The organism is Neorhizobium alkalisoli, from assembly GCF_007829835.1.
Lineage (GTDB): Bacteria > Pseudomonadota > Alphaproteobacteria > Rhizobiales > Rhizobiaceae > Neorhizobium.
The window spans coordinates 803,764-818,601 of the sequence record NZ_VIWP01000001.1; the positions used below are offsets into that span (position 1 = coordinate 803,764).

A 14,838-nucleotide genomic window follows, 5' to 3' on the forward strand; every position below is an offset into this window, starting at 1 on the left:
TCTCCCTTAAATTGCTGTTTTTAAAATTGCTGGCCGCTCAGATGTCGGCGTTCTGCGGAAGGATGACGAGGTCGCGGATCGTGATATTGCGCGGCCGCGTCAGCATGAAAAGCACCGCTTCCGCCACTTCATTGGCCTCCATCAGGCCACCTGCCGCGAGCGCCTCGTCCAGCTTTTCCTGCGGCCAGTCGCTGAGAAGGGCCGTCACGACAGGCCCCGGAGCCACCGCACCGACCCGCAATCCATGTTTAGCCACCTGCCGCCGGAGTGTGTGGACGAAGGCCTGTACCGCATGTTTGGACGCCGTATAGATCGGCTCCCATACGACCGGGATCATGCCGGCAACCGAGCTGGTCAGGATGATATCACCGGTCTTGCGCTCGACCATATGCGGCAGCACCGCATGCACCGAACGGAAGGCGGCGTTGACGTTGAGGTTCAGCATCCGGTCCCAGGCATCCGGATCGCCGCCGAGCACTTCCCCGCCGACATAGGAGCCCGCATTTGCATGGAAAATGTCCAGCTGGCCCGCCCTTTCGAGGATCTGCGGCATCATGCCGGCGACCGATTGCGGATTCGTGAGGTCGATGGTCAGCGGAATGGCCCGATCACCCAGTCCCCTGCATGCTTCCTCCAGCGCCTGCGTATTCCGGTCGACGAGAACGACCCTGGCGCCGGCTGCGATAAACGTGCGGGCGCATTCTAGCCCGATACCGGATGCGGCACCTGTGACGGCCGCGACTTTTCCAGACAGATCCTGTCCCATGGATTTTCCTCTGATGTTTTGATGTGTTTGCTCAAGCCCGGCCGTGCGAGATGCGCGAACGGCGGGCAAGCGAGTCGACGATGACGGCGATGGCAAGGACGGCGCCCGTGATCATGTATCGAAGCGACGATGACAGATCGAGAAGTGTCAGGCCGCTCGCGATCGACTGGATGACGATGATCCCGAGCAGTGCCGAATAGGCGCTTCCGCGTCCGCCGAAAAGGCTCGTACCGCCGATCACGGCTGCCGCGATCGCATTCAGGTTGACGTCGCCGGTGCCTGCCTGCTGGCTGGATGTCGCAAGCCGCGCGGCCGACAGGAGACCGCCGGTTGCCGCCAGCAGCGAACATGCCACGAAGGCGCTCATATAGATCCGGGCGACATTGATTCCCGAACGGCGCGCCGCCTCGCGGTTACCGCCGACCGCCTGCATCGAGCGGCCCCATTGCGTGCGGGTCAGCGCGTAGTTCATGCCGATGACGAGCAGCGCGAAGAGGCCGAACATCCACGGGATGCCGCGCGAGGTGTTGAGATAGATGGCAACGGCTTCCAGCACCACGGTCAGGATGACCGCCCGCAAAAGGATGCTGCCCAGCGAGCCGGATGAAAGACCGGCCGCCTTACGCCGCGATGCGGTTCTGTAGCGGCTCACGAAGTAGATGATGCCGACCAGCGCCGCCAGAACATAGGATACCGGATCCGGCATGACCTGGATCTGGCCGAAGCTCACGACCCAGGAACCGTAGGGAAGATTGATCGAGCCGGTAGAGCCGAGGAAATAGAGCTGCAATCCGAGCACGGCGAGAAGGCCCGACAGGGTCGATACGAAACTAGGCATGCCGAACCTGTTGAACAGGAAGGCATAGATCGAGCCGATAAAGGCGCCGATAGCCATGGCCGCGAGAATGGCCGCCACGACCGGCCAACCCTGATTTACCCAGAAGACGCCGAGCAGCGCCGAGGCGAAGCCGCTCACCGAACCGACCGAAAGATCGATCTCACCGACCATCAGCACGCAGACGATACCGAGTGCGATGACGCCGACCGTCGAGCAGTCGAAGAGCATGTTGACGAGATTGCTCGCCGAAAGAAAGACCGGGTTGAGCGTCTGGAACACCGTCCAGATAATCAGCAGGCCGACGATGACCGGCAGCGAGCCGAGATCACCGGAGCGGACCCGATCGAAAAAGCTGCGGAGCGAGCCTGCAAAACTGTCGTCGTGCCGCACGCGTTCGTCGCGGCGGTCGATCAGCGGGCTTGTCGCCATGGGGGTCTGGGCGACAGGGGTCTGTGGTGCCTTGATCATGGCCTGTTCTCCTGTGCGATCGGGGCCTGCGCCTGACGGCGCTGGGCGCGGCGGGAGACCGAATTGTTGGAAGCGCCGGTAATGGCGCTGACGAGTTCCTCGTTGGATCCGTCCGGCGAGAAGATCCCGTTATTGCGTCCCAGCCGCAGCACGACGATCCGGTCGGCGACCGCCCGGACGTCTTCCATATTGTGGCTGATCATGATCACGCCGAGACCCCAATCGCGGACACGCTCGATCAGGTCGAGCACTTCGGCGGTCTGCGCCACACCAAGTGCAGCCGTCGGCTCGTCGAGCATGATCAGCTTCGGATCAAGCAGCAGGGAACGAGCGATCGCGACCGTCTGGCGCTGGCCGCCGGACAGCGAGGCGATCGGCTCGCGAACGCTTGGGATCTTTGCCGACAGTTCATTCAGCAGCTTCCAGGCCCGGACTTCCATCGAGACCTCGTCGAGCTGGTAGGGGCTCATTTCCTTGCCGAGAAAGATGTTGGCGACGACATCGAGATTTTCGCAAAGCGCGAGATCCTGAAAGACTGTGGCAATGCCGAGATCCAGCGCCGCGCTCGGGCTCGGCAGCGTCACGGGTTTGCCTTCGAACAGGATCATGCCCGAAGTCGGCTGGTGGACACCCGCCAGAACCTTGACGAGCGTCGACTTTCCGGCGCCGTTGTCGCCGACCAGCGCGACGACCTCACCCGGATGAACATCAAGCTCGATATCCGTGAGCGCCGAAACCGCGCCGAAATTCTTCGATATGCCGCGCAGGCTGAGCACGGGCTGGCGCGGAGAGACCGCGTTGAGGGGTTCTGACATGACGTGACCTTCCTCGATCAGATGTTTGGCAAACGGGGCCGGTCGGGGCCGGCCCCGCTGGCGGTTACTGCGAGATGCCGAGCTTCTTGCAGCCTTCGGCGTAACGCCCGGTGCAGAGTTCGGCGGCCGTGTTGATCTTCTTGTCGATGATCTCGGCCTTCAGGTTTTCCGCAGTCACCACTGCCGGAATGAAGAGCTGCGCCGGCGTGTCGTAAAGCGTGGTCTCCGCCTTCGGCTTTTCGCCGGCGATCAGCTTGACGGCGACATTCGCGGCAGCGGCAGCAACGATTTCCGAGGGCTTGGAGATCGTGTTGTACTGGTCGCCGGCGATGATCAGCTGCAGGGCGGCGATCGTCGCATCATTGCCGGTGACGGGCGGCACGGGATCGACGCCGGCCGCCTTGAAGGCCGCGATCGCACCACCGCCGGTGCCGTCATTGGCTGCGACCACGCCGACGATCTGCTTGTTGAAGCGGGTGATCTGACCGGCTGCCCATTGCTGGGCGTTGGACGGCAGCCAGTTCGGCGTGTCGTATTCGGCGAGCGTCTTGTAGCCGCTACTGGCAAGACCTTCATGGATACCGTCGCGGATCAGGCCGGCGGCGGCGTCGGTCGGTGATCCGTTGATCTGCAGCACGCCGACGCCGTCAGGCGACACGCTCTTTGCTTTCAGATGCTTTACCAGCGAGTCGGCGATTGCCTTGCCGATACCCTTGTTGTCGAAAGAAACGTAAAAGTCGGCCTTAGCCTTCGGGATGGGCCGGTCATAGGCGATGACCTTGACGTCCTGGCTCTGGGCAAGCTGCACGAGCGAGGCGGCCGCGGCCGAATCCACCGGGTCGAGCACGATGACCTTGGCACCCTGGGTGATGGCGGAATTGAACTGCTGCTGCTGTTTAGCGATGTCGCCATCGGCATTCTGGTAGATGATCTTGCAGGAGGCGCACAGCTTCTTCATCTCGGCAACGAAACCGGGATGGTCATGCTCCTCGTAACGGGTCGAGCCCTGGTCGGGCATCAGGAACGCCACGGTGGCATCCTTGGCGAAAGCGGCCGAGCCGCCGAGAAGCGTCGAAGCCAGAAGGGCCGCGCCGATGATTTGCCTGTTGATCTCTTTCATTTCCATCTCCTCCTTTGGAAACTCGGTTATCGTTCTGCTTTCACCGGCCTCCGGAACGGGGGCACGGCGAATTCCGGGCATAGGTTCTCCTTCGCGAGCCCCATTGTGGTGGCCCTCGTCGGCAGTCACATCGATGATTGCTCTCCTCCTATCCTCCTCGTTTGCCTCTGCCGCCCGCCTACCTCTCAGGCGGCTCTCGCACCATTCTTGTCACCCAGCAGCTTGCGGAAGCGGGACGGTGTCATGCCCTTTTCCGCCAGGAACTGGCGATTGAAATTCGACAGGTTGTTGAACCCGACCTCGTAACAGATGTCGATGATCGAGGCCCTGTCGTCGGTCATCAGGATCTGGCAGGCCAGATTGATGCGCAGGCGCTTCACATACTGGACCAGCGACATGCCGGTATGCCGTCGGAAAGCCCTCGAAAACGCTGCCGTCGACTGTCCCGCGATCGCGGCAAGATCCGCCTCGTCGAAGGAGCGTGTCAGGTTCTCGCGGATATAGGCGAGCGCCTTGTTGATCCCGGCCGACATGTATCCCGACGGATCGGGAAGATAATTCGTGCTGGCAAGCGTGCGCGTATCCTTTGCGCGGCACAGAAGGCCAACGATCATCATGAACAGCTCGACCCGGCGAACGCCCTGCGCCTTCTGGATCTCGTCCATCAAAGGCGCGAGCTTGAGGCTGGTCTCGCGACCGAACAGCGCCCCCCGCGGCGCAAGCGCCAGAACATCCGCGAAGGCACCGAGCTCGGGCAGAAACCGCATAATGTCTGCCGCAAAAGCCTCACTGAACTGTATCAGCTGGCAGCGAAGCGGTATCTCGACGCCTTCGGGAACATCGCTCACCCAGTTATGGGGGAGGTTCGGGCCGGTCAGCACGAGATTGCCCGGCTCGAAATCACCAATGAAGTCGCCGACGAAATAACGCCCCGTCGTGGCGACGATCAGATGCAGTTCGTATTCCGGGTGAAAGTGCCAGCGGACCGTGTGGAAGGGATAACCGTGTGCCTTTGCGGCAAACGATTCTCCGGGTCTGATCTGAATGACCTCCAGGTCCGGTTCCATACGCCTCCTCCGGGTGCGGACGTTGCCGCCGCATTCCACCAGGCCTCCCGCCTGATCTGTGGAGGAATGTACGCCCAGCCCAAAAGCCGCGCCAACACGATTTCGGCTTAAAACCTATACTTTTTTGATATTTCGCAGCTGCGAAATGTTCCTAGCAGGTGCAATGAAGACCATCTCTGATAGCCGGAGCGGCATTCAGGCCTGCGGAACAACAGCCTTCGGCATCCGCAGGCCGGTGGTCACATTGACCTTGTTCAGGCTGACATCCAGCAGCGCCGGATCGACTTCGCTGCGCAACCTCTGCAGCGTATCCGCCACGCCGGTCATCATCCGCCGGACATAGGCCTGCGTCTTCGACGCATCCCCCGAAAGGATGAGACGCAGAAGGCCGATATGGTCCTCGATCATCTGTTCCATCGACTGGCTCTGGCCGAGATAGGTATGGTAGATCCAGCCGCTGCGCCGATAGAGCGTCTGGAGCGGGATGAGCGTATTGGCGAGCAGCGGCTCGCCCGAGGCCACGAGGATCGCCTTGTTGAGCAGGCGGTCAGTGACGTTGAAACGCTCGAGGCTGAGATCGGCCTCGGTCTCTTCCAGATCCCTGATGAAAGCCCGCATGACCACATGATCCTGCGGCGTCGCGCGCTCGCTGGCGAGGCCGGCTGCAATTGCTTCCATCTCGGTTCGAAGTGGCAGCAGCGTCCGTTCCTGGGTCAGTTTGACCGGGGCGATACGCAATCCGGATCGCGGGCTGACATGGATCAGCTGGTTGGCCGAGAGCCGCTTGACGGCATCATGGACCGGCGTCCGGCTAAGCCCGGATTCCGTCTGGAGCTGCTGGATCGTGTAGCGGGCGCCGGGCGCCAGCTGCGTGGAGATGATCAAGGCCTCAAGACAGTCATAAGCTTCGTCGGAGAGGCTCCGCGAGCGCTTTTCAACCGTCTTTTTTGCCATCCTGTTCCCCTTGCCGCAGCGCGACTTAGCCCACCGGCATCTCTGTCGCGATCAGATCACTGTCCTTTTGGATATTGACTTTCCGTTCCATATATCAAGATTATGCCTCCATGTGAAATTTCAGATTGCCTGCTTGATATTTCATTTGGGAGGACTTCATGGCACTTAACCACCTATCCGCTGCGGAGACGCTGCAGCGGCCATCGACCAACCGCCGCTGGTGGATCGGCGGCCTTCTGGCGGTCGGCGTACTCGTCAACTATTTCGACCGCGTCAACCTGACGGTCGCCTCACCCTTCATTCAGGACGAATTCGGCATCGGACCGGCCGAAATGGGCCTGCTGTTCAGCGCCTTCGGCTGGGCCTATGGTTTTCTGCAGATCCCCGTCGGGGTGCTGCTCGACCGCTTCGGTGTGACGAAGGTCATGCGCTGGAGCACGTTCTCATGGGGCGTTGCCTCGGTCATCACCGCCTTTTCCACCGGCATGTCGACGCTTTTCCTGTCGCGCATGTTGCTCGGCGTGGCCGAGACGCCCGGCTTTCCCGCCAATTCGAAAGCGACCGGCTACTGGTTTCCGCGCCATGAACGCGGACTGGCAACGGCCCTGTTCGATGCAGCCGCGAAATTTTCTAACGTCATCGCCATTCCGGCTGTCGCCTTCCTGATGCTGCATTTCGGCTGGCGCGGCGGCTTCATCGCAACGGCGATCATCAGCCTTGTCTATTTCGCGCTGTTCTTCATGTTCTACCGCGATCCGAGCGCCGACCGGCAACTGTCGAACGAGGAGCGGGACTATATTAAGGCGGGTGGTGCCGCACAGGAAGGCGAAGCCGCGACCAATGCCGCCGGCCTTCTCGGTTACCTGCTGCGCAACCGCAAGGTCTGGGGCCTTTCCGTCGGCTTTGCCGCTTATGGCTACGCCTTCGCGCTCTTCATCTTCTGGCTGCCGGACTATCTCGTTCGGGAGATGCACATGAATATCCTGAAGTCCGCGACCTTCACCGCCATTCCCTGGATCTTCGCGACCATTTCCGACCTTCTGATCGGCGGCTGGCTGATCGACCACCTGATCCGCAAGGGGCATGACGAATCCAGAGTGCGCAAGGGGATCATCATTTTCGGCATGCTGATGGGCCTTGCCGTCGTCGGCGCCGGCCTGACATCCGATCCCTACTGGGCGATCTTCTGGATCACCGTATCGCTAAGCGGACTGGCGGCTGCGGCCCCGGCCGGCTGGTCGATCCCGTCGCTGATCGCACCGAAGGGCGGCGCTGCCACGATCGGCGGCATCATGAACTTCCTCAACAGCATTACCGGCATCGCCGCGCCGATCATCACCGGCTTTATCGTCGGTGCCACGCAATCCTTCAGTCGCGCCTTCATTCTGGCTGGCGTGATGCTGGCGATCGGCATCCTCTCCTACGTCTTCGTTCTCGGCCGTATCGAGCCGATCCCGGAACCGAAGGCCTGACCCTTTTCCATGTTTCGAATTCCATGCCTCGAAAGGACACTTTCATGAAAATCACCAATGCGAAGGTGATCGTCTGCTCGCCGGGACGCAACTTCGTCACCCTCAAGATCGAGACGGATGAGGGTATTTACGGGATCGGCGATGCGACCGTGAACGGCCGCGAACTGGCCGTCGCCTCCTATCTGCAGGATCACCTCGTGCCCTGCCTGATCGGCCGCGATGCATCGCAGATCGAGGATATCTGGCAATATTTCTACAAGGGTGCCTATTGGCGCCGCGGCCCGGTGACGATGGCGGCGATCGCCGCTGTCGACGTGGCGCTGTGGGATATCAAGGCCAAGGCGGCCAATATGCCGCTCTATCAGCTGCTCGGCGGCGCCAGCCGCAAGCATATGCTGACCTATACCCATGCCAATGGCGAAACCATCGAGGAAACCGCCGACAAGGTCGCAGCTTTTCAGGAAGAGGGCTGGAAGGCGATCCGCGTCCAGGCCGCCGTTCCCGGCCAGCCGATTACCTATGGCGTTGAAAAGGTCGGGTCGCTGTCGCAGGCGGAAGACAAGCCGCGCGAAACCTCCTGGGACACGCCGACCTATCTGCGCTTCCTGCCAAAGCTGCTCGATCACCTGCGCGACCGGTTCGGCTTCGACCTGCATCTGCTGCATGATGTGCACCACCGGCTGACACCGCAGGAAGCGGCAAGGCTCGCCAAGGATGTCGAACGCCACGATCTGTTCTGGCTGGAAGATGCGGTGCCGGCGGAAAACCAGGAATCCTACCGGCTTATCCGGCAGCATTCGACGACGCCGCTGGCGCTTGGCGAAGTGTTCAACACCATACACGACTGCCGCCAGCTGATCCAGGAACAGCTGATCGACTATATCCGTACCACGCCGCTGCATGCCGGTGGCATTACCCATGTCCGCCAGATCGCCGGACTGGCGGCGCTTTACCACATCCGCACCGCCTGCCATGGCGCCGCCGATATGTCGCCGATCACCATGGGTGCGGCACTGCATTTCGACCGCTGGGTCCCGAATTTCGGCATCCAGGAATATGCCTTCCATCCGGAAGAGACCAAAAACGTCTTCCCGCACGAATGGCATTTCAAGGACGGTTATCTTCATAGCGGTGAAAAGCCCGGCCATGGCGTCGATATCGACGAGAAGGCTGCGGAAAAATATCCCTATCGCCGTGCCTATCTCGACGTTGCCCGCCTCTCCGACGGGACGCTCTGGAGCTGGTAAAACAACGACAAGGACTCGCTGGCGCCAGTGCCGGCGAGTTCACCTCCAGCTGCTTCTCCACCGGGAGAAATGTCGGGAAGTCTTCTTTCCGGCAAAGACGAGGTAAGCGATCATCCCGCGCCTCGAAAACGCGATCATGCTGAAATGCCGCATGAGATTCGACGCGACGCAAAGTTTTCGCACGCCTGATCGGAATGGTCTCTGAATAGATCAGATCGCGACCTGCTAAGCCAATTGGCCCTACAGCAACCCTTCTGCCTGACAGTGCTTCCACCGCCGCGAACGTCGATCACGACGCCGTGCCGTTGACTCTCGCAAACTAAGCCGTTAATCGTCGGTGAAACGTTACATGAAAAGACAATGAACCGTAATTCGACGATCAAAGATGTTGCGCGCCATGCCGGCGTATCGGTTGCCACGGTCTCTAACGTTCTTAACGAACGCGAGACAGTGAACCGCGATATCGTTCGCAAGGTTCGCGAGGCCGTCGAATTTTTGGGCTACAAGCGGCATCAGTCGGGCTGGCAGCTGAAGACCAAGAAGTCGACGCTGGTGAATGTCATCGTGCCTTCGGTGACCGATCCGCATTTCGGCGCGCTCTTTACAGGCGCCGAGCGCTTGCTGAACGACCACGGCTATACGGCCGCGCTGCATGTGACATCGGAAATCCGCGCCAAGGAAAACGAACTGCTGGAAATGTCGCTGCAGCAGCGCGCGGCGGGCGTTTTGATCGCCACCTGCCAGCCGGACGACATGAAGCGCGCCGACGAGCTGCGCGAGGCCGGCATCCAGGTCGTCTGCCTGGAGCGCGAGCCGGTCGGCGGCGGTTTCACCTTCATCGAACACGACCTGCGCCGGCTGCTGTTCGATGCGACACGCGGCCTGCTGCACCAGGGCTATCGCAACATCGTGCTGCTCACCGGCCCCAAGGAATATTCGAGCGAGGAACGGGCGGCGACGGGCTTTCTCGATGCGATCGCGGCGGCCGGCAGCGATGCCGCCGGTGTCGCCCTCGAAACCAACCACGATCCCGAAACCGCGTTTCGCGTGCTTGTCGAGCATATTGCTCGCGGGCGCCCGGCCGATCTCGTCGTCTCCACTTCGTCTGCCATTCACCGTGGTGCCCGAAAGGCGCTGCAGCTTCTCGCAAGCCAGCTGCAGGGACATGTCCGCCTAGTCTCGATCGACGAGGAATCCTGGGCGGACGTGGAAAGCGACGACCGGCTCGTCATCCGCCGCTCCGGTGTCCAGCTTGGCGCTGCCGCTGCCGAAGCCCTGCTCGACAACCTGCGCAATCCTATCGCCCATGGCGGCGGTTATCGCCGTCTCGCGGTCTCGGCGCCATTTGGCGAACGCAAGCTCGCGGCAAAACGTTATGGCGACCGTGAGGAATTGCGCGTGCTGATGTTCGACAGCATGTCGCGCCGCGCCATTTCCGACCTGCAGCCGCACTTCGAAGCTCGCCACGGCGCAAAAGTGCATATCGAGGCGATGTCGGCCGAGCGCCTTCACGGCGTCCTGAGCGATCCATCGAAACGCGCTGCCTATGATATCATCGAGATCGACCAGCCGTGGATGAGCGAGCTCGCCTCCTCCGGCGCCCTGCTGCGTCTCGACGACCGGTTGAAGCAGCACCCGGAACTGGTGCGCGGCCTCGTGCCGGGTGTGATGGATGCCAATTGCCGTTACGGCGCCGGTTATTTTGCCCTGCCCTCCCGTTTCGACGTGGAAATGCTGTTCTACCGCAAGGACCTGTTCGACGATCCGAACCAGCGGCTTGCCTATCGCGATCTGACGGGCGGCGAATTGCGGCCGCCGGAAACCTGGCGCGAATTCAACACGGTTGCGCGCTTCTTCACCCAGGCCGTCAATCCGGCCTCACCGACGAAATACGGAACGTCTCTCGGGGCATCGCTGCCGCATGGCGCGCTGGTGGAATTCCTGACCCGACTCTGGGGCAGTAATAGCCGCGTGCTGGACGATAGCGGCCGCGTTACGCTCGACAGCCGCGAGGCGGCCGACATTCTGGAAAGTTATGTCGAAAGCACCAGCTATGCCGCACCCGGCTGGCAGGACAAGCAACGGTCAGGCCAGGTCGACGATTTCGCAACCGGCGATGTCGCGATGGTCGCGCTGTTCTGCGCACCGGCAGCACCGCTGACCGACCGCAGCATATCGCGGGTCGTCGGCAAGATCGGTTATGCCGCGGTTCCGGGCGGTGTGCCTGTACTGGGCGGCTGGTCGATGGGCATCATTGCCGAATGCGGCCGGCCGGATCTCGCCTTCGACTGGATGTCCTGGGCGGCCGGCATGGAAATGGCGATCCCGCTCTCGATCATGGGCGGCTCGACGCCGGCGCTGGCGCTTCACAACAGCCTGGAACTGCGCTCGGTTTATCCCTGGCTCGGCAAGGCGGTCGAACTTTTCCCGAAATCGCGGGCCCGAGCGATCTCGCTCACCACGACCGGCGGGAAACTCAGCGAATTCCGTTACGAGCAGATCGTCGGCAGCCGCGTGCATCAGGCGCTGCGGCACGAGATCAGTGCCGCCGACGCCCTGCGGGCGGCCGCCGACGAGCTGCGTAACATTCTCGGCCAATAGCCGACACGAGATCAGCACCCGGCGGGAGGCCGGATGCGCAGAGTTGAATGGGCGGTCGGACTTGCCGTGAGCGGTCCCGGCCGGAGGTACATGAAGGGAGTGAGGCCATGGCCAACGTTTCGTTGCGCGGTGTGGAGAAGTCGTACGGCGCGTTCAAGATCGTCCGGCAGATGGATCTGGAAATCCACGACGGAGAGTTTCTTGTTCTGGTCGGCCCGTCCGGTTGCGGCAAGTCCACGACACTGCGCATGATCGCCGGTCTGGAAGACATCAACGAAGGCCAGATCCTGATCGACGACCAGGTCGTCAACGGCGTTGCGGCCAAGAACCGCGACATCGCCATGGTTTTCCAGAACTATGCGCTTTATCCGCATATGGACGTGTTCCAGAACATGGCCTTCGGCCTTGAACTGCGCAAGTTTCCGAAAGCGGAGATCAAGAGCCGCGTCGAGGAAGCCGCCGGCATCCTGGCGCTCGGCGATCTCTTGAAGCGCAAGCCGAAGGAATTGTCGGGCGGCCAGCGCCAGCGCGTCGCGCTCGGTCGCGCCATCGTACGCCAGCCGAAAGTCTTTCTGTTCGACGAACCGCTTTCCAATCTCGATGCCCAGCTTCGCGTCCAGATGCGCGCCGAAATCTCCCGTCTGCATGCACAGCTGAAGACCACCATGGTCTATGTCACCCATGACCAGGTCGAGGCCATGACCATGGGCACACGTATCGTCGTGATGAAGGGCGGCGACGTGCAGCAGGTCGGTGCGCCGCTCGAACTCTATAACAAGCCCGCCAACCGTTTCGTCGCCGGCTTTATCGGCACGCCGCAGATGAACTTTCTCGACGCGACGATCGAAGGCAATGCCGACGCGCCAGTGCTCGTCGCCGAAACGCTGCGCCTGCCGCTTCAGGACAGGATCGCGGCAGCCGTCAACGGCCTCAAGGAAAAGCGCTGCACACTCGGCATCCGGCCGAGCGACCTGCATGTCGTCGGCACGCCGGGCGCTGGCCCCATCACCTTTGATGCCGTGATCGACATGGTCGAAGTCCTGGGGGCAGTGCAGGTCGTGCATATCCGTCTTGGAGGACAGACGATGCGCGCCGAACTGTCGATACGGGTGGCCTGCAAGCCGGGAGACACCATCAGCCTCGCGGCCGAGCCGGAGGCATTTCATATTTTCGACGCGACGAGTGGCGTTGCGATCGTTTGAGGAGGAGAAGACGAATGAAAATATCGACATTCAGAAAGGCCGCGGTCGGCATTGCCGCCGTCCTGATGATGACGGCCTCGGCAGGTGCCGCCCTTGCACAGCAGAAGATCACCATCATGCCCGGCGCCTGGTCGGGCAATACGATCGACTTCCTGCGCCAGCAGATCAAGCCTTGGGAAGAGAAGAACAACACCAAGGTCGAGATCCTCAACGTGCCCAACAACGGCACCGAGATCCTCGCCATCATGCAGCAGAACCTGGCTGCCGAAAATTCCGATATCGACATCAACGCGATGGACGTCGTCTGGCAGGGCATGCTGGAGCGTTACGCGGTCGATATGAAGCAGTTCTTCACGCCAGAAGAGATCGCCAAATACACGCCGGCGACCATTTCGCTCAACACGATCAAGGACCGGCTGATCGCCGTTCCCTTCTATGGCGACGTCGGCCTCTTCTATTACCGCACGGATCTCCTGAAGAAGTACGGCTATAACGAGCCGCCCAAGACCTGGGCCGAAGTCAAGGACATGTCGGACAAGGTACAGGCCGGCGAACGCGCGGCCGGCAATGCGAATTTCTGGGGCTTCGTTTATCCGGGCTCCGTCTACGAAGGCTTTGCCACCGACCTCGTCGAATGGATCTCGTCCTATGGCGGCGGCACCTGGGTCGACAAGGACGGCAATGTCACGGCCAACAATCCGCATTCCAAGGCAGCTCTTGAAGAGCTGACCTCCTGGGTCGGCAAGACCGTGCCGCCGGGCGTGACCTCCTACATTATCGACGATGCCCGCGGCGCTTTCCAGTCCGGCAATTACCTGTTCATGCGCAACTGGCCTTATGCCTATGCGGCGATGCAGGCAGACGGTTCGGCTGTGAAGGACAAGTTCGCGGTCACCGCCATCCCGCATGGCCCGGACGGCAAGTCGGCATCCGGCCTCGGCGGCTGGCAGCTGTGGATCTCGAAATTCTCGAAGAACCAGAAACTCGCAGCCGACCTGATCAAGTTCATCAACTCGCCGGAAAACCAGAAGGACCGCATGCTGAAGCTGGCGCGTCTGCCCGGTTATCCGGAACTCTTGAACGATGCGGATATCCTCAAAACCTATCCCTGGGTCGAGATGGTGAAAAACTTCGATCTCGTGGCACGCCCGTCCGGATCCACCGGCACCAAGTATTCGCAGGTCTCGAATGCCGCGCTGAAGGCCGTCAACGACATGATGACCGGCCGCGCCAAGGTTCCCGAGCGGCTTGAGCAGCTCGACAAGGAGCTGAACCGCATCAAGGGCCGCGGCTGGTAATCCTTTCCCGATATCGACATCCCGCGCCTGAGGTGCGGGATGTCACCGCCCTGACAGGGCGCTCATACCCCTTTATCCGAAGTCGGGAGATCGAGATGATCCTCTTCAAACGCGCCGAGACCCTGGCCGCGACGCACGCGCGCACCGCCGTGCTGTTCCTCGCGCCGACCTTTCTCGTGCTGGCCGCCGTCGGCCTTTATCCGCTGAGTCGGACGATCTGGCTGAGTTTTACGGATGCCAATTTCTTCGCCGACGAAGCCCGTTTCGTCTGGTTCGACAATTATATCGACCTGCATTCCAATCCGGACTGGTGGGCGGCGCTCTACAATACCGTGTTCTTCGCCGTCGCCAGCGTCGCCCTGCAGGTCGTGCTCGGCATTGCCTTTGCCATGGTACTGAATGTCAATTTCACCGGGCGCAAATTCGCCCGCGCCGCCAACCTGATCCCGCTCGTGATCGCGCTGACCGTCGCCTCGCAGCTGTGGAAATGGATGTATCACGACGTCTTCGGCGTGGTGAATGACGCGCTGCTGCGGCTCGGCCTGATCCAGGATCCGGTCGCCTGGCTGAACAATCCGAGCACGGCGCTCTGGGCGATCATCGCCATGTCGACCTGGAAATTCGTGCCCTTCGTCACTCTTCTCGTGCTCGCCTCGCTTCAGGGCATTCCGAAGGAGCTTTACGAGGCCGCCGAAATCGACGGCGCAGGCCCGATCGCCCGCTTCATCCGCGTCACCCTGCCGATGCTGAAAAGTGCGATCGCCGTGGTCGTCGTCTTCCGCATGCTCGACGCTTTGCGCGTCTTCGACATCGTCTACGTCATGACCGGCAATTCGCCCGCCACCGTCACGATTTCCATGTTCGCACGCCAGCAGATGATCGAATTCGGGTTGGTCGGCGCAGGCTCGGCCGCTTCGGTCGAGATCTTCCTGCTGATCATCCTCGGCACGATGGTCTACATGCGCATGCTGAAAGTCGAGGATCGCTGAG

General features: G+C 61.4%; 12 protein-coding genes. 6 read left to right on the forward strand and 6 right to left on the reverse strand.

Annotation, left to right across the window (positions count from 1 at the left end; genetic code table 11):
- Positions 1-37: 37 nt before the first annotated feature.
- The 6 genes from FHW37_RS03565 to FHW37_RS03590 all read right to left on the reverse strand — a co-directional run bounded on the left by FHW37_RS03565 (position 38) and on the right by FHW37_RS03590 (position 6,028).
- Complete coding sequence (locus FHW37_RS03565; protein ID WP_145632554.1) at positions 38-766, reverse strand: SDR family oxidoreductase; 729 nt, start codon at positions 764-766, stop codon at positions 38-40.
- Positions 767-797: 31 nt separating this feature from the next.
- The gene (locus FHW37_RS03570; protein ID WP_145633829.1) at positions 798-2,033 is read right to left on the reverse strand and encodes a sugar ABC transporter permease; all 1,236 of its coding nucleotides are present in this window, start codon (positions 2,031-2,033) and stop codon (positions 798-800) included.
- A 35-nt stretch (positions 2,034-2,068) separates the two neighbouring features.
- Entirely contained in the window at positions 2,069-2,887 is an 819-nt protein-coding gene (locus FHW37_RS03575; RefSeq protein WP_145632556.1) for an ATP-binding cassette domain-containing protein, read from the reverse strand.
- A 64-nt stretch (positions 2,888-2,951) separates the two neighbouring features.
- Complete coding sequence (locus FHW37_RS03580; RefSeq protein ID WP_432442823.1) at positions 2,952-4,007, reverse strand: ABC transporter substrate-binding protein; 1,056 nt, start codon at positions 4,005-4,007, stop codon at positions 2,952-2,954.
- Between the two features lie 185 nt (positions 4,008-4,192).
- Positions 4,193-5,074 (reverse strand): AraC family transcriptional regulator, encoded by an 882-nt coding sequence (locus FHW37_RS03585; protein WP_145632561.1) that lies wholly within the window; start codon positions 5,072-5,074, stop codon positions 4,193-4,195.
- Between the two features lie 195 nt (positions 5,075-5,269).
- Positions 5,270-6,028: a GntR family transcriptional regulator gene (locus FHW37_RS03590; RefSeq protein WP_145632563.1), complete on the reverse strand. Its 759-nt coding sequence runs from the start codon at positions 6,026-6,028 to the stop codon at positions 5,270-5,272.
- A gap of 158 nt (positions 6,029-6,186) precedes the next feature.
- Between FHW37_RS03590 and FHW37_RS03595 the strand changes: the two genes are divergently transcribed.
- From FHW37_RS03595 to FHW37_RS03620, 6 genes are all read left to right on the forward strand, one after another.
- Complete coding sequence (locus FHW37_RS03595) at positions 6,187-7,500, forward strand: MFS transporter (RefSeq protein ID WP_145632566.1); 1,314 nt, start codon at positions 6,187-6,189, stop codon at positions 7,498-7,500.
- A gap of 44 nt (positions 7,501-7,544) precedes the next feature.
- Entirely contained in the window at positions 7,545-8,747 is a 1,203-nt protein-coding gene (gene manD / locus FHW37_RS03600) for a D-mannonate dehydratase ManD (protein ID WP_145632569.1), read from the forward strand.
- A 360-nt stretch (positions 8,748-9,107) separates the two neighbouring features.
- On the forward strand, positions 9,108-11,348 hold the full coding sequence (locus FHW37_RS03605; RefSeq protein ID WP_145632573.1) for an extracellular solute-binding protein: 2,241 nt from the start codon (positions 9,108-9,110) through the stop codon (positions 11,346-11,348).
- Between the two features lie 107 nt (positions 11,349-11,455).
- Positions 11,456-12,550 (forward strand): ABC transporter ATP-binding protein, encoded by a 1,095-nt coding sequence (locus tag FHW37_RS03610; RefSeq protein WP_145632575.1) that lies wholly within the window; start codon positions 11,456-11,458, stop codon positions 12,548-12,550.
- 14 nt (positions 12,551-12,564) lie between these two features.
- Positions 12,565-13,848: an ABC transporter substrate-binding protein gene (locus tag FHW37_RS03615; RefSeq protein WP_145632578.1), complete on the forward strand. Its 1,284-nt coding sequence runs from the start codon at positions 12,565-12,567 to the stop codon at positions 13,846-13,848.
- Positions 13,849-13,943: 95 nt separating this feature from the next.
- Positions 13,944-14,837 carry a carbohydrate ABC transporter permease gene (locus tag FHW37_RS03620; RefSeq protein ID WP_145632580.1) on the forward strand — a complete coding sequence of 298 codons (894 nt, stop codon included), beginning with the start codon at positions 13,944-13,946 and terminating at the stop codon, positions 14,835-14,837.
- Position 14,838 lies beyond the last annotated feature (1 nt).

What these genes read in the sequence shown, in the direction of transcription:
- FHW37_RS03565 (WP_145632554.1), bottom strand. Translation starts at nt 766, where the DNA reads ATGGGACAGGATCTGTCTGGAAAAGTCGCGGCCGTCACAGGTGCCGCA.
- FHW37_RS03570 (WP_145633829.1), bottom strand. Translation starts at nt 2,033, where the DNA reads ATGGCGACAAGCCCGCTGATCGACCGCCGCGACGAACGCGTGCGGCAC.
- FHW37_RS03575 (WP_145632556.1), bottom strand. Translation starts at nt 2,887, where the DNA reads ATGTCAGAACCCCTCAACGCGGTCTCTCCGCGCCAGCCCGTGCTCAGC.
- FHW37_RS03580 (WP_432442823.1), bottom strand. Translation starts at nt 4,007, where the DNA reads ATGAAAGAGATCAACAGGCAAATCATCGGCGCGGCCCTTCTGGCTTCG.
- FHW37_RS03585 (WP_145632561.1), bottom strand. Translation starts at nt 5,074, where the DNA reads ATGGAACCGGACCTGGAGGTCATTCAGATCAGACCCGGAGAATCGTTT.
- FHW37_RS03590 (WP_145632563.1), bottom strand. Translation starts at nt 6,028, where the DNA reads ATGGCAAAAAAGACGGTTGAAAAGCGCTCGCGGAGCCTCTCCGACGAA.
- FHW37_RS03595 (WP_145632566.1), top strand. Translation starts at nt 6,187, where the DNA reads ATGGCACTTAACCACCTATCCGCTGCGGAGACGCTGCAGCGGCCATCG.
- manD (WP_145632569.1), top strand. Translation starts at nt 7,545, where the DNA reads ATGAAAATCACCAATGCGAAGGTGATCGTCTGCTCGCCGGGACGCAAC.
- FHW37_RS03605 (WP_145632573.1), top strand. Translation starts at nt 9,108, where the DNA reads ATGAACCGTAATTCGACGATCAAAGATGTTGCGCGCCATGCCGGCGTA.
- FHW37_RS03610 (WP_145632575.1), top strand. Translation starts at nt 11,456, where the DNA reads ATGGCCAACGTTTCGTTGCGCGGTGTGGAGAAGTCGTACGGCGCGTTC.
- FHW37_RS03615 (WP_145632578.1), top strand. Translation starts at nt 12,565, where the DNA reads ATGAAAATATCGACATTCAGAAAGGCCGCGGTCGGCATTGCCGCCGTC.
- FHW37_RS03620 (WP_145632580.1), top strand. Translation starts at nt 13,944, where the DNA reads ATGATCCTCTTCAAACGCGCCGAGACCCTGGCCGCGACGCACGCGCGC.